General features: G+C 75.3%; 13 protein-coding genes and 1 pseudogene. 8 read left to right on the top strand and 6 right to left on the bottom strand.

What is annotated here, in order from left to right:
• Positions 1-399 (bottom strand): annotated as a pseudogene (locus A2U95_RS19660) (hypothetical protein); the annotation flags it as partial.
• Between the two features lie 100 nt (positions 400-499).
• Between A2U95_RS19660 and A2U95_RS32085 the strand changes: the two are divergent.
• Both A2U95_RS32085 and A2U95_RS19650 read left to right on the top strand, forming a co-directional pair.
• Positions 500-991 (top strand): VOC family protein, encoded by a 492-nt coding sequence (locus A2U95_RS32085; protein WP_206282916.1) that lies wholly within the window; start codon positions 500-502, stop codon positions 989-991.
• A complete protein-coding gene (locus A2U95_RS19650) occupies positions 922-1,683 on the top strand; it encodes a ZIP family metal transporter (RefSeq protein ID WP_166024338.1) in 762 nt (253 codons plus the stop codon). The genes A2U95_RS32085 and A2U95_RS19650 overlap by 70 nt, the downstream gene beginning before the upstream one ends.
• 325 nt (positions 1,684-2,008) lie before the next feature.
• On the opposite strand, the gene A2U95_RS33395 is transcribed toward A2U95_RS19650, so the two are convergent.
• Positions 2,009-2,134: a hypothetical protein gene (locus tag A2U95_RS33395; protein ID WP_277350947.1), complete on the bottom strand. Its 126-nt coding sequence runs from the start codon at positions 2,132-2,134 to the stop codon at positions 2,009-2,011.
• On the opposite strand from A2U95_RS33395, the gene A2U95_RS19645 reads away from it, so the two are divergent.
• From A2U95_RS19645 to A2U95_RS19635, 3 genes are all read left to right on the top strand, one after another.
• On the top strand, positions 2,127-2,900 hold the full coding sequence (locus tag A2U95_RS19645; protein WP_338104472.1) for a helix-turn-helix transcriptional regulator: 774 nt from the start codon (positions 2,127-2,129) through the stop codon (positions 2,898-2,900). The two genes, A2U95_RS33395 and A2U95_RS19645, sit on opposite strands and share 8 nt — an antisense overlap.
• 408 nt (positions 2,901-3,308) lie before the next feature.
• Positions 3,309-3,917, top strand: a complete 609-nt coding sequence (locus A2U95_RS19640; RefSeq protein ID WP_166025393.1) for a YceI family protein — start codon at positions 3,309-3,311, stop codon at positions 3,915-3,917.
• Positions 3,918-4,262: 345 nt separating this feature from the next.
• A complete protein-coding gene (locus tag A2U95_RS19635) occupies positions 4,263-5,549 on the top strand; it encodes a glycoside hydrolase family 16 protein (RefSeq protein WP_166024334.1) in 1,287 nt (428 codons plus the stop codon).
• Positions 5,550-5,620: 71 nt separating this feature from the next.
• Here A2U95_RS19635 and A2U95_RS19630 read toward each other — a convergent pair whose 3' ends face one another.
• Positions 5,621-6,208: a hypothetical protein gene (locus A2U95_RS19630; RefSeq protein WP_166024332.1), complete on the bottom strand. Its 588-nt coding sequence runs from the start codon at positions 6,206-6,208 to the stop codon at positions 5,621-5,623.
• 1,050 nt (positions 6,209-7,258) lie between these two features.
• On the opposite strand from A2U95_RS19630, the gene A2U95_RS19625 reads away from it, so the two are divergent.
• Complete coding sequence (locus tag A2U95_RS19625) at positions 7,259-8,776, top strand: vWA domain-containing protein (protein ID WP_166025391.1); 1,518 nt, start codon at positions 7,259-7,261, stop codon at positions 8,774-8,776.
• A 197-nt stretch (positions 8,777-8,973) separates the two neighbouring features.
• Here the strand turns inward: A2U95_RS19625 and A2U95_RS19620 are convergent, their stop codons facing one another.
• A complete protein-coding gene (locus A2U95_RS19620) occupies positions 8,974-9,774 on the bottom strand; it encodes a GNAT family N-acetyltransferase (RefSeq protein WP_166024330.1) in 801 nt (266 codons plus the stop codon).
• Between the two features lie 55 nt (positions 9,775-9,829).
• Entirely contained in the window at positions 9,830-11,914 is a 2,085-nt protein-coding gene (locus tag A2U95_RS19615; protein ID WP_240957372.1) for an MMPL family transporter, read from the bottom strand.
• Between the two features lie 192 nt (positions 11,915-12,106).
• Here A2U95_RS19615 and A2U95_RS19610 point away from each other — a divergent pair, with 192 nt between their 5' ends.
• Positions 12,107-12,955, top strand: coding sequence for a restriction endonuclease (locus A2U95_RS19610; protein ID WP_240957371.1), 849 nt, complete (start codon positions 12,107-12,109; stop codon positions 12,953-12,955).
• An 82-nt stretch (positions 12,956-13,037) separates the two neighbouring features.
• Here the strand turns inward: A2U95_RS19610 and A2U95_RS19605 are convergent, their stop codons facing one another.
• Entirely contained in the window at positions 13,038-13,859 is an 822-nt protein-coding gene (locus tag A2U95_RS19605; RefSeq protein ID WP_338104477.1) for a DMT family transporter, read from the bottom strand.
• Between the two features lie 73 nt (positions 13,860-13,932).
• Between A2U95_RS19605 and A2U95_RS19600 the strand changes: the two genes are divergently transcribed.
• The gene (locus A2U95_RS19600) at positions 13,933-15,381 is read left to right on the top strand and encodes an aminotransferase-like domain-containing protein (protein ID WP_166024324.1); all 1,449 of its coding nucleotides are present in this window, start codon (positions 13,933-13,935) and stop codon (positions 15,379-15,381) included.
• Positions 15,382-15,431 lie beyond the last annotated feature (50 nt).

Raw genomic sequence — 15,431 nt, 5'->3', positions numbered from 1 at the left:
GGCGCGGGGCGGCGGGGGAACGGCGCGCCGGTTCCCCTCCGCCCCGCGCCGCACCGCCGGCGGCCGGGCGGCGGGCCCGCCCTGCCCCTGCGCCCGCAGCCGCGGGCCCTCACCCTTGCCCTCGCCCTTGCGGGGTTTCCCGTCGCCCTTCGACCCGCCCTCGCCCTCGTCCTCGCCACCGTTCTCGTCCTTGTCCTTGCCCTTCCGGGACTTCTCCCGGCCACTCTCCACCAGGTCGCCCTCCGCCCGCGGTGGCACCACCCGTTCCGCCGCGGGCCGGTCGCCCCTGCCCGCCGTGCCGTCACGCGGGGGCGGAGCCACGGTCGGTGCCACGGCGACGCAGCCGGTGACCAGCAGGGGGGTGAGGAGCGCGAGTGCCAGATGCCGGGTTCGAGTCACGGCATCACCTTGCTCCGTTCGGCGGAGTCCGCCCGCGGCACCACGCGGCCGTGTCACCGTCACGGATGACGGGGGGTCAGGACCGCGTTGCCCTCCCGCCGTGTCCACGGTGCCCGCACGCCTCACCGTCCTGATCCTCGGCGCCCGTGACCTGCCGGCGCTCCGGCGCTTCCACCGCGGCCCGGGCCGGGACGAAACGCCCGGGAGCGACGACAACTGGTGCGGGTTCCTGCTCGGCGGGGTGCTGCTCGCCCCGCATCCGCTCGGCGACCTCGCCGCCGAGGCGGTGGCCGGACCGGCGGACCGGGAGTGGGGCGGGCGCTCCGCGTACGTCGCGGATCCGGAGGGCAACCGCTGGGGGCTCGCCTGGGCCCGCGCCGCGCGCTTCGACGCCCGCGGGGCGTTGACCGGATCCGGGGAGCAGGGCCGTCGTGGGGCGGCCGGGCCCCGGAGTTGCCCCGAGCGTGTGAACGCCGCCCGCGGAGCACGCCTGAACGGAGGACGGCGGGTACAGGGTGCCTCATGGCTGAAGTGGTGGAGGCAGGGCTCTGGGGGTTCGTGGCGGGGTCGGCGCTGCTGGTCGGGGCGGTGATCGGGTTCGGGGTGCGGGTGCCGGCGAAGGTCATCGCCACGGTGATGGCCTTCGGCGCCGGGGTGCTGCTGTCGGCGGTGTCGTTCGAGCTGGTGGGTGAGGCCTTCGACCAGGCCGGGCTGGCGCCCGCGGCCGTGGGCACCCTGGCGGGGGCGGCCGCGTACACCCTGGGCAACGTGTGGCTGGCGCGGCGGGGGGCGCGGCACCGGAAGCGGTCGGGGCGTCACGCCGCACACGCCCAGCCGTCGGAGGAGCAGCGCAGCGGGTCGGGCACGGCACTGGCGCTGGGCGCGCTGCTGGACGGGGTGCCCGAGTCCGCGGTGATCGGCGTCAGCCTGCTGGACGGCGGGGCGGTCAGTCTGGTGACGGTGGTGGCCGTCTTCATCAGCAACGTGCCGGAGGGACTGTCGAGTTCGGCGGGCATGCGGAAGGCCGGCCGCGGCAAGGGGTTCGTCTTCGGCGTGTGGGGCGCGATCGCGGCGGCGAGCACCGTGTCGGCGGTGCTCGGGTACACGGTCGTGGGCGCCTTCTCCCCGGCGGTGATCGCCGCGGTGACGGCGGTGGCCGCCGGGGCGATCCTGGCCATGGTGGCGGACACGATGATCCCGGAGGCGTTCGAGGACGCGCACCTGGCGATCGGCCTGGTGACGGTGTGCGGGTTCCTGGTGTCGTTCGGCCTCTCGCACGCGTGAGCGGCGGCGGTGCGGGATGCCTGCCCCTCGCCGTCACCGCCGTCCCGTTCCCTGTCCGGCGTCCGAGGGGCCCGGACGACCGGGGCACCAGGTCACGGACTGCTCCGCCACGTCCTCCCGCCGGCTCCGGAGCCGTCCGCCGGCCGGCAACGGCGCGACGCCCCGGCGGACCGGCCGGCCAGGACCGGTGCCGGGCCCGTCGCGCCGGCGCCGTCGGAGAGGACGTCGGCGCGGGGCAGGCTGCCGGAGGCGCCGGGCGGGAGGACCCGGCCGAGGCCGGGCCGGCCGCCGGTGGCCGGTGGCGAGGCCGGAGAGCGGGGCGGTGTCACCGCCGCGGCGCCCGCGCCCCGCGCGCGCCCGGCAGCACCAGGGCGAACAGCACCGCCGAGGCGGCGCACAGCAGGAGGTTCGCCGCGACCGCCGTGACCCCGGAGTCGGTGGGCGTGACCACCTGGGGCGCCCGGCGGGTCCCGGGGCTGCGGCGGGAGGAACTGGCGCAGCTGGCCGGGATCTCGGTGAACTACTACACCCGGCTGGAGCAGGGGCAGTCGGTGAACGCCGGCGACGCCGTCGTGGAGGCGCTCGCCCGGGCGTTGCGGCTGGACGACGACGAGCGGGCCCACCTGTTCGCGCTGGCCCGTCCCGTTCCGGCGGTCCGCCGCACCTCCGAGCGCGCGGAGAGCCCGGGCGAGGGCGCGGTCCGGCTGCTGGCGGCCATGCCCTCGGTGCCCGCCCTGCTCCTGGGCCGGCGCAACGACGTCCTGGCATGGAACCCCCTCGGCCACGCGCTGCTGGCCGGGCACCTCGATCCCGCGGCGCCGGACGACCCGGAGACCCGTCCGAACCTGCTCCGCATGCTGTTCCTCGACGCGCACACCCGCGAGTTGTACCGGGACTGGCCCGAGGAGGCCGCGCTGGCCGTCTCCTCGCTGCGTTACTCGGCCGCGCACCGCCCCGACGACCGTCCGCTCGCCGAGCTGATCGGCGAGCTGTCCATCCACAGCCACGACTTCGCGGCCCTGTGGGCGCGGCACGACGTCCGCCTGTGCTCCAGCGGGACCAAGCGGTTCCACCACCCGCACGTCGGCCCCCTGGAACTGCGGTACGAGGTGCTGCACCTGCCGGACGGCGACGGGCAGCGCCTGCTCACCCACACCGCCGCACCGGGCTCCGCGGCGGCCGACGCGCTGAGCCTGCTGTGCCGCTCCGGCAGCTGACGCATTTCGGGCGCAAAGCAGGGAATCGAGGCCCCGCGACCCCTTTGGGAAATCCCCGAAGAATTGACGGCCGGTGAGCGCGTTTCGGTGACGTGACCCGTTTCACGCACTACCGGCACCTCGCCCGTCGCGATAGATGGATTCAAGACACACGCACTGACCGGCGAAGATGACCGATCGCATCGGATGTCACCACAACCTGGGAATACGACGCCGGGGAGCGGGTATTCGGGTTGCAGCGTGGCGGATCTGTGGGGATTTTGCGCGTACATGATTATGGTGCGGAAATACGGGACTCTGGAATAGGATCCCGCAGTCATGCGTGCAGTCCCGAGCGAATCCGACAGGTGAAGTGTGAATCTGTTCAAGCGAACCGCGACCCCCAGTCGCCCGGAACCTCTCGCCGTGATGGATCCCGCCGTCGAGGCGCGATCGGCCTTCGCACAGGTGGCTCCCATCGATCCCGAGCTGGCGTCACTCACCGGCGAGTGGTTCATCGACCCGGCGCACAGCCGGGTCGGTTTCTCCGTGCGGCACGCCATGGTGACCACGGTCCGCGGATGCTTCCGGGAGTACAGCAGCCGGCTCTTCTTCCACGGCACGAAGCCGACCCGCTCCCAGGCCGAGATAGTGATCAACACCGGCAGCGTGGACACCGGCGTGGAGCAGCGCGACGCGCATCTGGTGGGGCGCGACTTCCTCGACTCCGCCAACCACCCGACGATGCGGTTCGTCAGCACCTCCGTGGAGATGGCCGGCGGTGACGTCTACCTGATGACCGGGGACCTCACCATCAAGGACGTCACCCGGCCGGTGACGCTGGAGCTCACCTACATCGGCAACGTCACCGACCCGTTCGGCTACCAGCGGGCCGGCTTCGACGGCACCACCACCATCAACCGCTCGGACTGGGGCCTGACCTACGACAGCAGGCTGGCGGAGGGCGGCGCCATGGTGAGCGAGAAGGTGCGGCTGCAGTTCGACATCGCGGCGATCCGCTCCGCGCCGGCCATGTGACGGACCCCGCCCCCGTGTCCGCGCGGACGCGTCCGCGCGGACACAGGCATGTCATGCCCTGATCATTCAACCGGCGCGGGACCGGGCCTTCCCGCCCGTCGGGCCGGCAGCGGGGCCGCCTCCGTCGCGGTGCGGACCGAAGGGCGGCGCGGCCGGTCCGACGGCCCGGATCCGGCCATGTTGCGCACGGAGGGGGACCGACGTCACGCGACCCATTGACGGCCGCCACTTGGTCCATACCATCTGGGGAAAGCGGAGGCCTTCCGTCCCTCCGGGCACCCGCTCCCGCTCCGCACGGCGTGCACACGACCCTGACCTCCCCCACAGCCAAGGGACGTACCTGTCATGAGATCTGACCCGTTGACGAGACGGCTCCCCCGCACGGCGCTCACGTTGCTGCTGGCCGCCGTCCTGGCGGCCGCCCTGCTGACGGCGGCGGGCGCGGGCGCTCCCCGCGCGGCCGCGGTCCCCGACCCCGCCCCGGCGGCGGCCGCCGTCCAGACCTGGGCGGACGAGTTCGACGGCCCCGCGGGCAGCGCTCCGGACCCGGCCAGGTGGACGGTGGAGACCGGCGGTTCGGGCAACGGCAACAACGAGCTGCAGTACTACACGAACAGCCGGGCCAACGCCGCGCTCGACGGCAACGGAAACCTGACCATCACGGCTCGCCGCAACACCGACACCAGCCTCCGCTGCTGGTACGGCAGTTGCCAGTACACCTCGGCCCGCCTGAACACGGCGCGCACCTTCACCCAGGCCTACGGCCGCTTCGAGGCCCGCATCAAGATCCCGCGCGGACAGGGCATCTGGCCGGCCTTCTGGATGCTGGGCAACGACCTGGGCAGCGTGGGATGGCCCAACAGCGGCGAGATCGACGTCATGGAGAACATCGGCCGCGAGCCGGGGACCGTGCACGGGACGCTGCACGGGCCGGGCTACTCCGGCGCGGAGGGCATCGGCGCCGGTTACACCCTGCCCGGCGGGCAGGCGTTCGCCGACGGCTTCCACACCTTCGCGGTGAACTGGAGCCCGAACTCCATCACCTGGTACGTCGACGGCAACGCGTACCAGACGCGGACCCCGGCCGACCTCGGCGGCGACCGCTGGGTCTTCGACCACCCGTTCTTCCTGGTCCTCAACCTGGCGGTGGGCGGCAACTGGCCCGGCAGCCCGGACGGTTCGACCAGCTTCCCGCAGACGATGACGATCGACCACGTGCGCGTCTCCACCTCGGACGGCGGTCCGGTACCCGCCTCGGGGCCGATCCGCGGCATCGGCGGCATGTGCGTGGACGTGGCGGGCGGCGCGACCGCCGACGGAACGCCGATCCAGCTCCACGACTGCACCGGCAACGTCGCCCAGCAGTGGAGCCTCCCCGGTGACGGCACCGTCCGCGCCCTCGGCAAGTGCCTTGACGTCTCGGGCGGTTCGACGGCCGACGGCGCCGTGGTCCAGCTGTGGACCTGCAACGGCACCAACGCGCAGAAGTGGGTCCACACGGCGGCCCGCGATCTCACCAACACCGGCTCCGGAAAGTGCCTGGACGCCAAGGACAACTCCTCGGCGGACGGCACCCGCCTGCAGACATGGACCTGCACGGGCGGCGCCAACCAGAAGTGGACCGTCGGCTGACGGAGGTCCGCACGGCGGGGGGCGGACCGGATGCCGGCCCGCCCCCCGCTCAGCGCCTCGTCACGGCCGCCTCAGAGCCGCATCGCCTGCGGCTGGTCGCGCCGCGCGGGATCGGGCCCGTCGAACTCGCGGACGACGGTGTACGCGCCGTCGTGCTGGACGGGGCGGAATCCGGCGTCCTGGAGGAGCTCGACGACCTCGTCGCCCGCCGGTCCCTCGACCTCGTCGGCGCCGTGCTGGAGGGCCAGCTGGGCGGTGCGGTCGCCGTAGGTCTCCCGGAGGACCTTCAGGTGCGGGACGCCGTCCAGCAGCAGCCGGGCCACCGCGTAGGTCTTCAGCACCTCGAGGCCCGACAGGGACCGGTCGCCGGCCAGGACGACGGCTTGCTCCCGTCCGTCCCACTCCTCGCGCAGCCGCAGCATCGCGTCGACGTTGGCGGCGCGCTCCCGCCATCCGCCGAAACCGAGCACGGCCCCGCCACCCGCCTCGGCGCCGTGGAAGTACGCGACGTCCCCGTGACGCGCGGTCCGCACCCCGTGGGCCAGCGCGCCCAGCCAGGCCAGGTCGTCCGACTCGTACAGCGCGATGCCGTCCTCCCGGGTCAGGCGCTCACCGGCCCGCACCTTCCGCTCGAGCTCACGCTTGAGTCCGACGTCCATGTGTTTCCCTTCCTGACACGACAGCGCTCGAAGAAGACAAGCGTCCGGAAAACCGTACCTGTCGCCCCGGGCCGCCCCACGGCACCCCTCCCACGACCGGACGGAGGGCCGGGACCGGCGGCCGGTCCGGGTCCGGACCGGACCGGGTGAGTACGGGTTCTGAGTATCCGCGCCCATGTGCGCGGACCGTCCCCGCGCCATGGTGCCGGTATGACGACGACACCACCGCCGGCCGAGGAGCTGCGGCTCATCGACGCCGAGCTGCGGACCCTCGACGCCCGGCGCGCCCAGCTGCTGGCACGCCGCGGCCGGCTGATCGGGGTGCTGTGGGCGGCGGACCCGCCCGTGTCCTCCCCCACGCGGGTGCCGCCCGCGCCGGGGCCCGGGGGCGAGGCGTCCGGGCCGGACGTGCAGAACCTGCTCCTGCTGCTCGGCGGGCTGCTGCTCGGCATCGCCTCGCTGGTGTTCACCCTGGTGGCCTGGGGGTCCCTGGGCATCAGCGGGCGGGCCGCGGTGCTGGGCGCGCTCACGGCCGTGGTGCTGGCCTCACCCGTGCCGCTGCTGCGGCGCGGGCTGCGGGCGACGGCGGAGTCGCTGGCCGGGCTCGGGATGACGCTCACGGTGCTGGACGCGTACGCGCTGCACCGGGTGGCCCTGGCCGACGTGCCGGCGACGACGTACGCGGCGGGGGCCTGCGCACTGCTGGCGGCCGTGTGGGCCGGGTACGGCCTGCTGTTCCGGGAACTGCGCGGGCCGCGGCCGCACCACCGCCGCGGCGCCCGGCCCGGGACCACCGGGGCGCGGGCCGCGCCGCGGGCGCGGACGGCGGACCCCGGTCCGTCCCCGTGCCCGCGCCGCGGGCACGGCGGAACGTCCTCTCCCGCTCCCGGGCGGATCACGGGGAGGGCGGCACGCCGTGTCCCGTCCGATACCGAAGCGCAACAACCCGTCACGCACGTTCCCCGCCCCCGCGGCGTCACAGTGACGCAAGGGAGGTCCGCCGGTGCCCCACGGGCTCACGGCGCCGAACACCTGAGGGGGACGCGCGAGATGAACATCCCGGCGGGAGTGAGGACCGGCGCCACCGGGCGGGTGCGCCTGCGCGCCCTGCTCGCGGGCGCGACCGCGGCGGGGCTGCTGCTCACCGGCTGCGGCGGGGGCGCCGACGACAGCGCCTCGGAGGCGGCCCACGACAAGTCCGTGTCCCGGGAGGGCGCGCCCGCGCCCTCCCGGGAGGCGGACCGCGGCGGCGACCGGCTGTCCACGTTCGCGCTGGACGTGGACACCGCGTCCTACGGCTACGTCCGCCGCACCCTGGCCGACGGGCGGCTGCCCGAGCCGTCGACGGTGCGGCCGGAGGAGTTCGTCAACAGCTTCCGCCAGGACTACGAGCGGCCGGAGGGCAACGGCTTCCGGGTGTCCGTCGACGGGGCGGCGGCCGGGGACGGGGGCTGGGCGCTGATGCGGGTCGGCCTCGCCACCCGTCCCGAGCCGGGGGCGGCGGACGGCCGCAGGGCGCCGGCCGCCCTCACCTTCGTCGTGGACGTCTCCGGTTCGATGGCCGAGGCCGGCCGCCTCGACCTGGTCCGGCAGGGCCTGCGGACGATGACCGGCCGGCTGCGCGACGACGACTCCGTCGCGCTGGTCGCCTTCAGCGAGCGGGCCCGGACGGTCCTCCCGATGACCCGCCTCGGCGACGGCCGCGACCGGGTCCGCGACGCCGTCGACCGTCTCGAGCCGGACGCCGCCACCGACCTGGGCGCGGGGGTGCGGGCCGGGTACACCGCCGCGCTGGACGGACTGCGCGACGGCGCCACCAACCGCGTGGTGCTGATGTCGGACGCCCTCGCCAACACCGGGGAGACGGACGCGGACGCGCTCCTGGAGGAGGTGGGGCACGCGCGCGAGGACCACGGGATCACGCTGTTCGGCGTGGGGGTCGGCCGCGAGTACGGGGACGCGCTGATGGAGCGCCTCACCAACCGGGGCGACGGCCACACCGTGTACGTCTCCTCGCCCGAGGAGGCGGAGCGGGTGTTCTCCGAGGAGCTGCCGCGCAACGTCGGCCTCACCGCGCGGGACGCCAAGGCGCAGGTGGCGTTCGACCCGTCGACGGTGGCCGAACACCGGCTGATCGGCTACGAGAACCGGCGGGTCGCCGACGAGGACTTCCGCGACGACGGGGCCGACGGCGGCGAGGTCGGCCCCGGGCACACCGTCACGGCGCTGTACGCGGTGCGCCTGAGGGAGGGCGCGTCGGGGCGCGTCGCCGAGGCCACCGTGCGGTGGCTCGACCCGAGGACGCGCGAGGCGCACGAGGCGTCGCGGTCACTGGGGACGGACGAGCTGCACCGGTCGGTGCGGGACGCCTCGGCGCGGTTCCAGGTCACGGTGGTGGCGGCGCACTTCGCGGCGGCGCTGCGGGAGAGCGACCCCGGCGTGGCGACGCCGACGCTGCCGGGGCTCGCGGAGCACGCGGACGCGCTGGCGCGGCGGACGGAGGATCCGCAGGTGCGGGAACTGGCGGAGGCGATCCACCGGGCGGTCGCCCTCCGGGGCGGGGAGTGACGCGGGGCGCCGCGGGCGCGAGGGGGCCGTGGCCGGTGCGGTGAGGCCCCGCGCGTACGCGCCGCCTGCTTTCGCCGTTCGCCGTTCGCCGTTCGCCGTTCGCCGGGGAAGCCTCCTGCCGCCCGCGCCGCCCACGCCCCTCGCGGGCGAGCCCCGTGCGCACGCACCGTCCGCACCCGCGGGTGCGGACGGTGCGTTCACGCCTCCGTGGGGCGCGACCACCGGTACGGCGTCGTGGTGGTGACCCGCACGAACCCGTAGCGTTCGAGGATCGGCCGGCTGTACTCGGTGGAGTCGCTGTGCACCAGCCGCTTGCCGCCCGCCAGCGCGGACCGCGCCCGCGCCGCGGTGAGCGCGCGGTAGATGCCCCGGCCCCGCCACTCCTTCAGCGTCGCCCCGCCCCAGATCCCGGCGAACTCCGTCCCCGCCACCGGCTCCAGCCGGCCCGCGGTGACGATGCGGCCGTCCGCCTCGGCGACCCACAGTTCCATGCCGTCGTCCAGCGACAGCCGGTACATGATCGCGTCGGCCGTCCGCGCGTCCACCGGCTCGCCGAACGCCTCGTCCTGCATGGCGCACATCGCCCGGACGTCCGCCTCCCCGGTGACCCGCCGCAGGCTCACCCCGTCCGGCAGCGGCACGTCGACGGCGAGCGACCGGGCCTCGCCGATCATGACCGACTCGGACTCCTCCGGCGTGAACCCGTGCTCCAGCAGGGCCTCGTGGAGCCCGGGGGCGTGGTCGTGCCCCCGCGTCTTCCACTCCACCCGGGTGATCGCCGGGTCGGACCGGTAGTGGTCCATCGCCCCGGCGACCAGCCGGCGCACCTCGGCGGCGTCGGCCCCGCCCAGGTCCTGGTAGGTGACGAACCCGCGTCCGCCGCCGAAGACGACCAGGCGCAGCGGCCCGAGCCGGGTCACGGCGGTGGCGCTGGGGGTCTCCGCGTCGGTGCGCAGCTGGGTGTCGTAGGCCCGGAGGAGGGCGGAAGCATGATCCATGCGTCCGACCCTGCGGGGTGAACGTCCTGCGGGCAATCGAATTATCCGCCGGGCCTCAGGGCCGCATGGACCGGTTGGGCCACCACACCCGTGCCCCGAGGTCCCGCGCCAGCGCCGGCACCAGCAGCGACCGCACCACCAGGGTGTCCAGCAGCACGCCGAAGGCGACGATGAACGCGATGAACGCCATGAAGGCCAGCGGGATCACGGTCAGCGCGGCGAACGTCGCGGCCAGCACCACGCCCGCCGAGGTGATCACCCCGCCGGTGGCGGCGAGCCCGGTGCGGATGCCCTCCCGCGTGCCGTGCCGCAGCGACTCCTCGCGCACCCGGGTCATCAGGAAGATGTTGTAGTCCACGCCGAGCGCGACGAGGAACACGAACCCGTACAGCGGCACCGACGCGTCCGTGCCGGTGAATCCGAACCCGTACCGGAAGACCAGCGCGGTCACGCCCAGGGTGGCGAGGTAGTTGAGCCCCACGGTCAGCACCAGCAGCACCGGCAGCAGCAGGCCGCGCAGCAGGAGGACCAGGATCAGCAGGATGATCGCCAGCACCACCGGGACGATCAGCGTCCGGTCCCGCGAGGCGGTGGCCTGGGTGTCGTACTGCTGGGCGGTGTAGCCGCCGACCAGCGCGTCGGCGCCCGGCACCGCGTGCACGGCCTCGCGCAGCCGGGGGACGGTCTCCTTGGCGGCGTCGCTGTCCGCGGCGGCCTCCAGCGTGGCGTCGATCCGCACCTTGCCGTCGACCACCACCGGTTCGCCGCGCCCCGGCCCCCCGGTGGTGACCGGAACGGCACGGCTGACGCCCTCGGTCGCCGCCGCCGCCCTGGTGACCTCCTCGGTCCTCCCCGCGTCGGCGATGATCACTGCGGGGTTGCCGGAGCCCGCCGGGAAGTGCTCGGCCAGCGCCTGCTGCCCGGTCACGGAGGGGGCGTCGTTGACGAAGATCTCGTCCAGCGGCGTCCCCTTGGCGGAGAGCAGCGGGGAGAACGCGGCGCAGGCGGCGAGGCCGATCAGCGCGGTGGTCCAGATGCGGCGCGGCCGGCGGTCCACCAGATCGGCCACCCGGTGCCACGGGCCGTTCTCCTGACGGGCCTTCTGCCTGGCCGAGCCGGGGCGGGTGGGCCAGTAGGCGGCGTTGCCCAGCAGCACGAGCACGGCGGGGAGGAAGGTGAGGGCCGCGGCCATGGCGCAGACCACTCCGATCGCGCCGACCGGACCGAGCGCCCGGTTGTTGGAGAGGTCGCTGACCATCAGGGCGAGCAGGCCGAACGCCACGGTGAGTCCGCTCGCGACGACCGCGCCGGCGGTCTGCCGCAGGGCGGTGCGCATGGCGGCGTACTTCTCGTGGCCGAGGGCGAGTTCCTCGCGGAAGCGGGCGGTGAGCAGCAGCGCGTAGTCGGTGGCCGCGCCGATCACCAGGATGAACAGGATGCCCTGCACCTGCCCGTCGACCGACACCACGTCCCGCTCGGCCAGCGCGTACACCACCGCGCAGGCCAGCGCGAGCGCGAACACGGCGGTGACGATCACGACCAGCGGCAGCAGGACGCTGCGGTAGACGACCAGCAGGATCAGCAGCACCACGCAGAGCGCGACGAGCAGGAGGATGCCGTCGATCCCGGCGAAGGCGTCGGAGAGGTCGGCCTGGGTGGCGGCCGGCCCCGTGACGTACGCCCGCGTCCCCTCCACCTCGCCCGCCGTGTCGCGGATGGTGGTGACGGCGCCGTCGGTCCGCTCCTCGTCACCCGTCTCCAGCGGCAGCACCGCGGAGAGCGCGCGGCCGTCCCGCGAGGGGATCACCCGCGCGGTGCCGGAGGCGTCCTCCGCGACGCCGGGGGTCCGCGCCGCCTCGGCGAGCGCCGCGCCGGCCGCCTCCCGCTGCTGCGGGGTGACCTCGCCCTCCCGGGCGACCCACACCACGATCGCGGGCACGGTCTCGTCGCGCTGGAACTGCCGTTGCAGCTCGTTGACCTTCGTCGACTCGGCGCTCTCGGGAAGGAACGAGGCCTGGTCGTTGGTGGCGACCTCGGTGAGCTTTCCGGCGTAGGGCCCGAAGAGCCCTCCCGCCAGCAGCCAGACGACCACCACGAGGAGTACGGGCGCCAGCCGGCGCCACCGGCGGGTTGCTTCCACTGTGCTGTTTCCTCCGCTGAGCCGTGCGGCGTCCGCCGCGCGCCGAACCTGACACGTGCCCGTCCTCGGCGGCGTGAACCACTGCCTGAACATCCGTTCGGTGAAATGCCGGAGCCCGGGTAGACGGCCGTCGACCGGTTCGATCACGTGCACCGGTGTCCGACCGTAGTTCCGCGCAGGAGGAGGGGACGGATGCACACCACGCCCGCCGAGCACGTTCCTCCGGCCGGCCGTCGCCGTGGCCGTCGCCGCTTCGACCTGCACTCGACGGCGATGCAGTTCGGCCTGCTCGCGGTGCTGGTCCTGATGGTGGGTCTGGTCGCCCGGGTCGCCGCCGGGGCGATCGGCCGCCGCCCGGGGTGGATCGCCGTGCTGGCCCTGCTGGTGGTGTTCGTGGTGCTGGCCGTCCGGCGCCGCCGCCGCCGCCATTCCGTGGCCCGGCTGGCCCGCACCACCGCCGAGGCCCTCGACCGCGCCACCGAGACCGCCCTCGACGAACTGGGGCCCGAGCCCGCGCCGGTGGCCGCGTCCGCGCCGCCGCGCGCGGCGGAGACCGTGCCGGGGACCGCGGCCGGGCCCGGGGAGCCCGTGCCCGCCGCGGAACCCACCGTGGTGCTCCCGCCGCACCACCCGGCCATCCCGCTCCCCGACTACGACGCCCTGGACCCCTACGAGTTCGAGCAGGCCGTGGCCGCGCTGTGCGAGCGGGACGGCTGCACCGGCGTCGAGGTGGTGGGCGGCGCGGGCGACCTGGGCGCCGACGTCCTCGCCGTCGCCCCGGACGGACGCCGTGTCGTCCTCCAGTGCAAGCGCTACAGCGCCACCAACAAGGTCGGCTCCCAGGACCTCCAGCGCTTCGGCGGCACCTGCTTCACCGTCCACGAGGCCCACCTGGCCGCCCTGGTCACCACCAGCGACTTCACCGCTCCCGCGCTGGAGTACGCCGAGCAGTGCGGCATCCTCTGCCTGGACCGCGAGGCCCTCCTCGCCTGGACGGTGGGCAGCGGCCCGCCGCCGTGGGGCCTGGCCGGGGCCTCCTAGCGGCAGCTCCCTCCCCGGCCGGGAAGGCCGGGAAGGCCGGGGAGGCCCGGAAAAGGCCGGGTGCCCGGAAAAGGCCGGGGCGTCACGCGCGGGCGCGCTGGGTCGCCGCGATGCAGGCCAGGACGGCCAGGGCGGTCACCGGGGCGAGGGGGGAGAGCTCCTCGCCGAGCAGCAGGACGGCCCAGCCGAGGGTCAGCAGGGGCTGGGCGAGCTGGAGTTGGCTGGCACGCGGCACTCCGATGACGCCCATCCCCCGGTACCAGACCACGAAGCCGCCGAACTGCGAGACCGCGGCGACGTAGGCCATGCCCGCCACCGCCGTGCCGGTCGGCCGGAACGGCTCCACCGGCAGGGCCAGGACCGTGACCAGTGCCGAGACGGGGACGGCGGCCACCACGCCCCAGGCGATGACCTGCCAGCCCGGCATGTGCGCCGTCAGCCGTCCGCCCTGCGCGTACCCGGCGGCACAGACCAGCAGGGCGCCGAAAAGGTAGAGGTCGCCCACGGCCGGCAGGCCGCCGCTCTGCCCGAGCGTGAACGCCAGCACGGCGAGCGCGCCCGCACCGGCGGCCGCCCAGAAGGCGCGGGAGGGGCGCCGCCCGGTGAGGGCGGAGGAGATCACGGCGGTGGCCAGCGGCAGCAGGCCGATGACCACCGCGGAGTGGGCGGTGCCGGAGGTCCGCAGGGCCAGCGTGGTCAGCAGGGGGAAGCCCACGACACAGCCGCCGGCCACGGTCAGCAGCGCGGGCAGGTGCTCGCGGGCCGGGAGCGGCGCCCGGGCCAGGCGCAGGCAGAGGGCGGCGAGCAGCCCGGCCAGCAGCCCCCGCACACCGGTGGCGGTCCACGGGCCGAAGCCGTCCAGGGCCCACACCGTGGCCGGGAAGGTCAGCGAGAAGGAGACCACGCCGAGGGCGGCGGAGAGAGTACCGCTGCGGAGGTCCGTCGCGGCGGGGAGAGTAGCGCTATCCTGTGCTGTCATGAATGACAGTAGCAGTGTGGACCGGCTCGCCGCGATCCTGCGCACCCGGCTGGAGCACTGCGCGCCCGGGCAGAAGCTGCCCTCCAGTCGTGAGCTGACCGCGTCCCACCAGGTGAGTCCGGTGACCGTGTCCCGTGCGGTCGCCGCGCTGACCGCCGAGGGGCTGGTCGTCGCCCGTCCCGGCGCGGGCGTCTTCAAGGCCGCCGGCCCGCCCGCCGCTACCGTGCTCGGCGACGTCTCCTGGCAGGAGGTGGCGCTGAGCGCGGATCCGCCGCACAACGCCGTGGACGTCGGGCCGCGCGCCGCCGACGCCTCCGGCGTCCTGGCCACCCTGTCCGCGCCGCCGCCCGAGATCATCGACCTCAGCGGCGGCTACCCGCACGCCTCCCTGCAGCCCGAGCGCGCCCTGGCCGCCGCCCTGGCACGGGCCGGCCGGCGTCCCGGCACCTGGTCGCGCCCGCCGATGGAGGGCCTGCCGGAGCTGCGCGAGTGGTTCGCCCGCGACATCGGCGGGCCGGCCGGTCCGCTGGCCGCCTCCGACGTCCTGATCACCTCCGGCGGGCAGGCCGCGCTGACCACCGCGCTCCGCGCCCTGACCGCCCCCGGCTCGCCCGTGCTCGTCGAGTCCCCGGCCTATCCGGGCACGCTCGCCGTGGCCCGCGCCGCCGGGCTGCGGCCGGTTCCGGTGCCCGTGGACGCCGACGGCGTCCGTTCCGACCTGCTGGCCGACGCGTTCGCCGCCACCCGTGCCCGGCTGCTGGTCTGCCAGCCCCTGTTCCACAACCCCACCGGCGCGGCGCTCGCCGCGCCCCGCCGCGCCGAGGTGCTGCGGATCGCCCGCCGGGCGGGCGCCTTCGTGGTCGAGGACGACTTCGCCCGCCGCCTGGTGCACGCGGACTCCCCCGCCCCGCCGCCCCCGCTGGCCGCCCAGGACCCCGACGGGGTGGTCGTCCACATCCGGTCCCTCACCAAGTCGTCCGCGCCGAGCCTGCGCGTCGGCGCCCTCACCGCGCGCGGGCCCGCGCTGGAGCGGCTGCGCGCGGTGCACGCCGTGGACAGCCTCTTCGTGCCGCGCCCGCTCCAGGAGACCGCCCTCGAACTGGTCTCCTCCCCCGCCTGGCCCCGTCACCTGCGCGCCCTGGCCGCCGCCCTGCGCGACCGCCGCACGACCCTGCTGACCGCCCTGGCCTCGCACCTGCCCGGCCTGCTGCCGCGACGGCCGCCCCAGGGCGGTTTCCACCTCTGGCTCCGCCTCCCGGGCGGCGCCGACGAGCGCGCCGTCGCCGCCGGCGCCCTCCGGCTCGGCGTGGCCGTCACGCCCGGCGCCCACTACTTCACCGCCGAGCCGCCCGCGCCCCACCTGCGCCTCAGCTACGTCAGCACCCCCGGCACGGCTCAACTGGAGGACGGCGTGCAGCGGTTGGCGCAGGCCCTCGCCGGACGGTGATCCCGGGCCCGCCACCGGGGCCGCCGCGGTCCTGCACCCCGCGCGGCCTC

It is taken from the genome of Streptomyces chilikensis, from assembly GCF_001642695.1.
In the GTDB taxonomy this organism is placed as follows: domain Bacteria; phylum Actinomycetota; class Actinomycetes; order Streptomycetales; family Streptomycetaceae; genus Streptomyces; species Streptomyces chilikensis.
This window is presented reverse-complemented; position numbering and strand designations above follow the sequence as displayed.

Excerpts from the sequence above, each read along its gene's own strand:
- A2U95_RS19650 (WP_166024338.1), top strand. The coding sequence starts at position 922 with ATGGCTGAAGTGGTGGAGGCAGGGCTCTGGGGGTTCGTGGCGGGGTCG.
- A2U95_RS19640 (WP_166025393.1), top strand. The coding sequence starts at position 3,309 with ATGGATCCCGCCGTCGAGGCGCGATCGGCCTTCGCACAGGTGGCTCCC.
- A2U95_RS19635 (WP_166024334.1), top strand. The coding sequence starts at position 4,263 with ATGAGATCTGACCCGTTGACGAGACGGCTCCCCCGCACGGCGCTCACG.
- A2U95_RS19630 (WP_166024332.1), bottom strand. The coding sequence starts at position 6,208 with ATGGACGTCGGACTCAAGCGTGAGCTCGAGCGGAAGGTGCGGGCCGGT.
- A2U95_RS19625 (WP_166025391.1), top strand. The coding sequence starts at position 7,259 with ATGAACATCCCGGCGGGAGTGAGGACCGGCGCCACCGGGCGGGTGCGC.
- A2U95_RS19620 (WP_166024330.1), bottom strand. The coding sequence starts at position 9,774 with ATGGATCATGCTTCCGCCCTCCTCCGGGCCTACGACACCCAGCTGCGC.
- A2U95_RS19610 (WP_240957371.1), top strand. The coding sequence starts at position 12,107 with ATGCACACCACGCCCGCCGAGCACGTTCCTCCGGCCGGCCGTCGCCGT.
- A2U95_RS19600 (WP_166024324.1), top strand. The coding sequence starts at position 13,933 with ATGAATGACAGTAGCAGTGTGGACCGGCTCGCCGCGATCCTGCGCACC.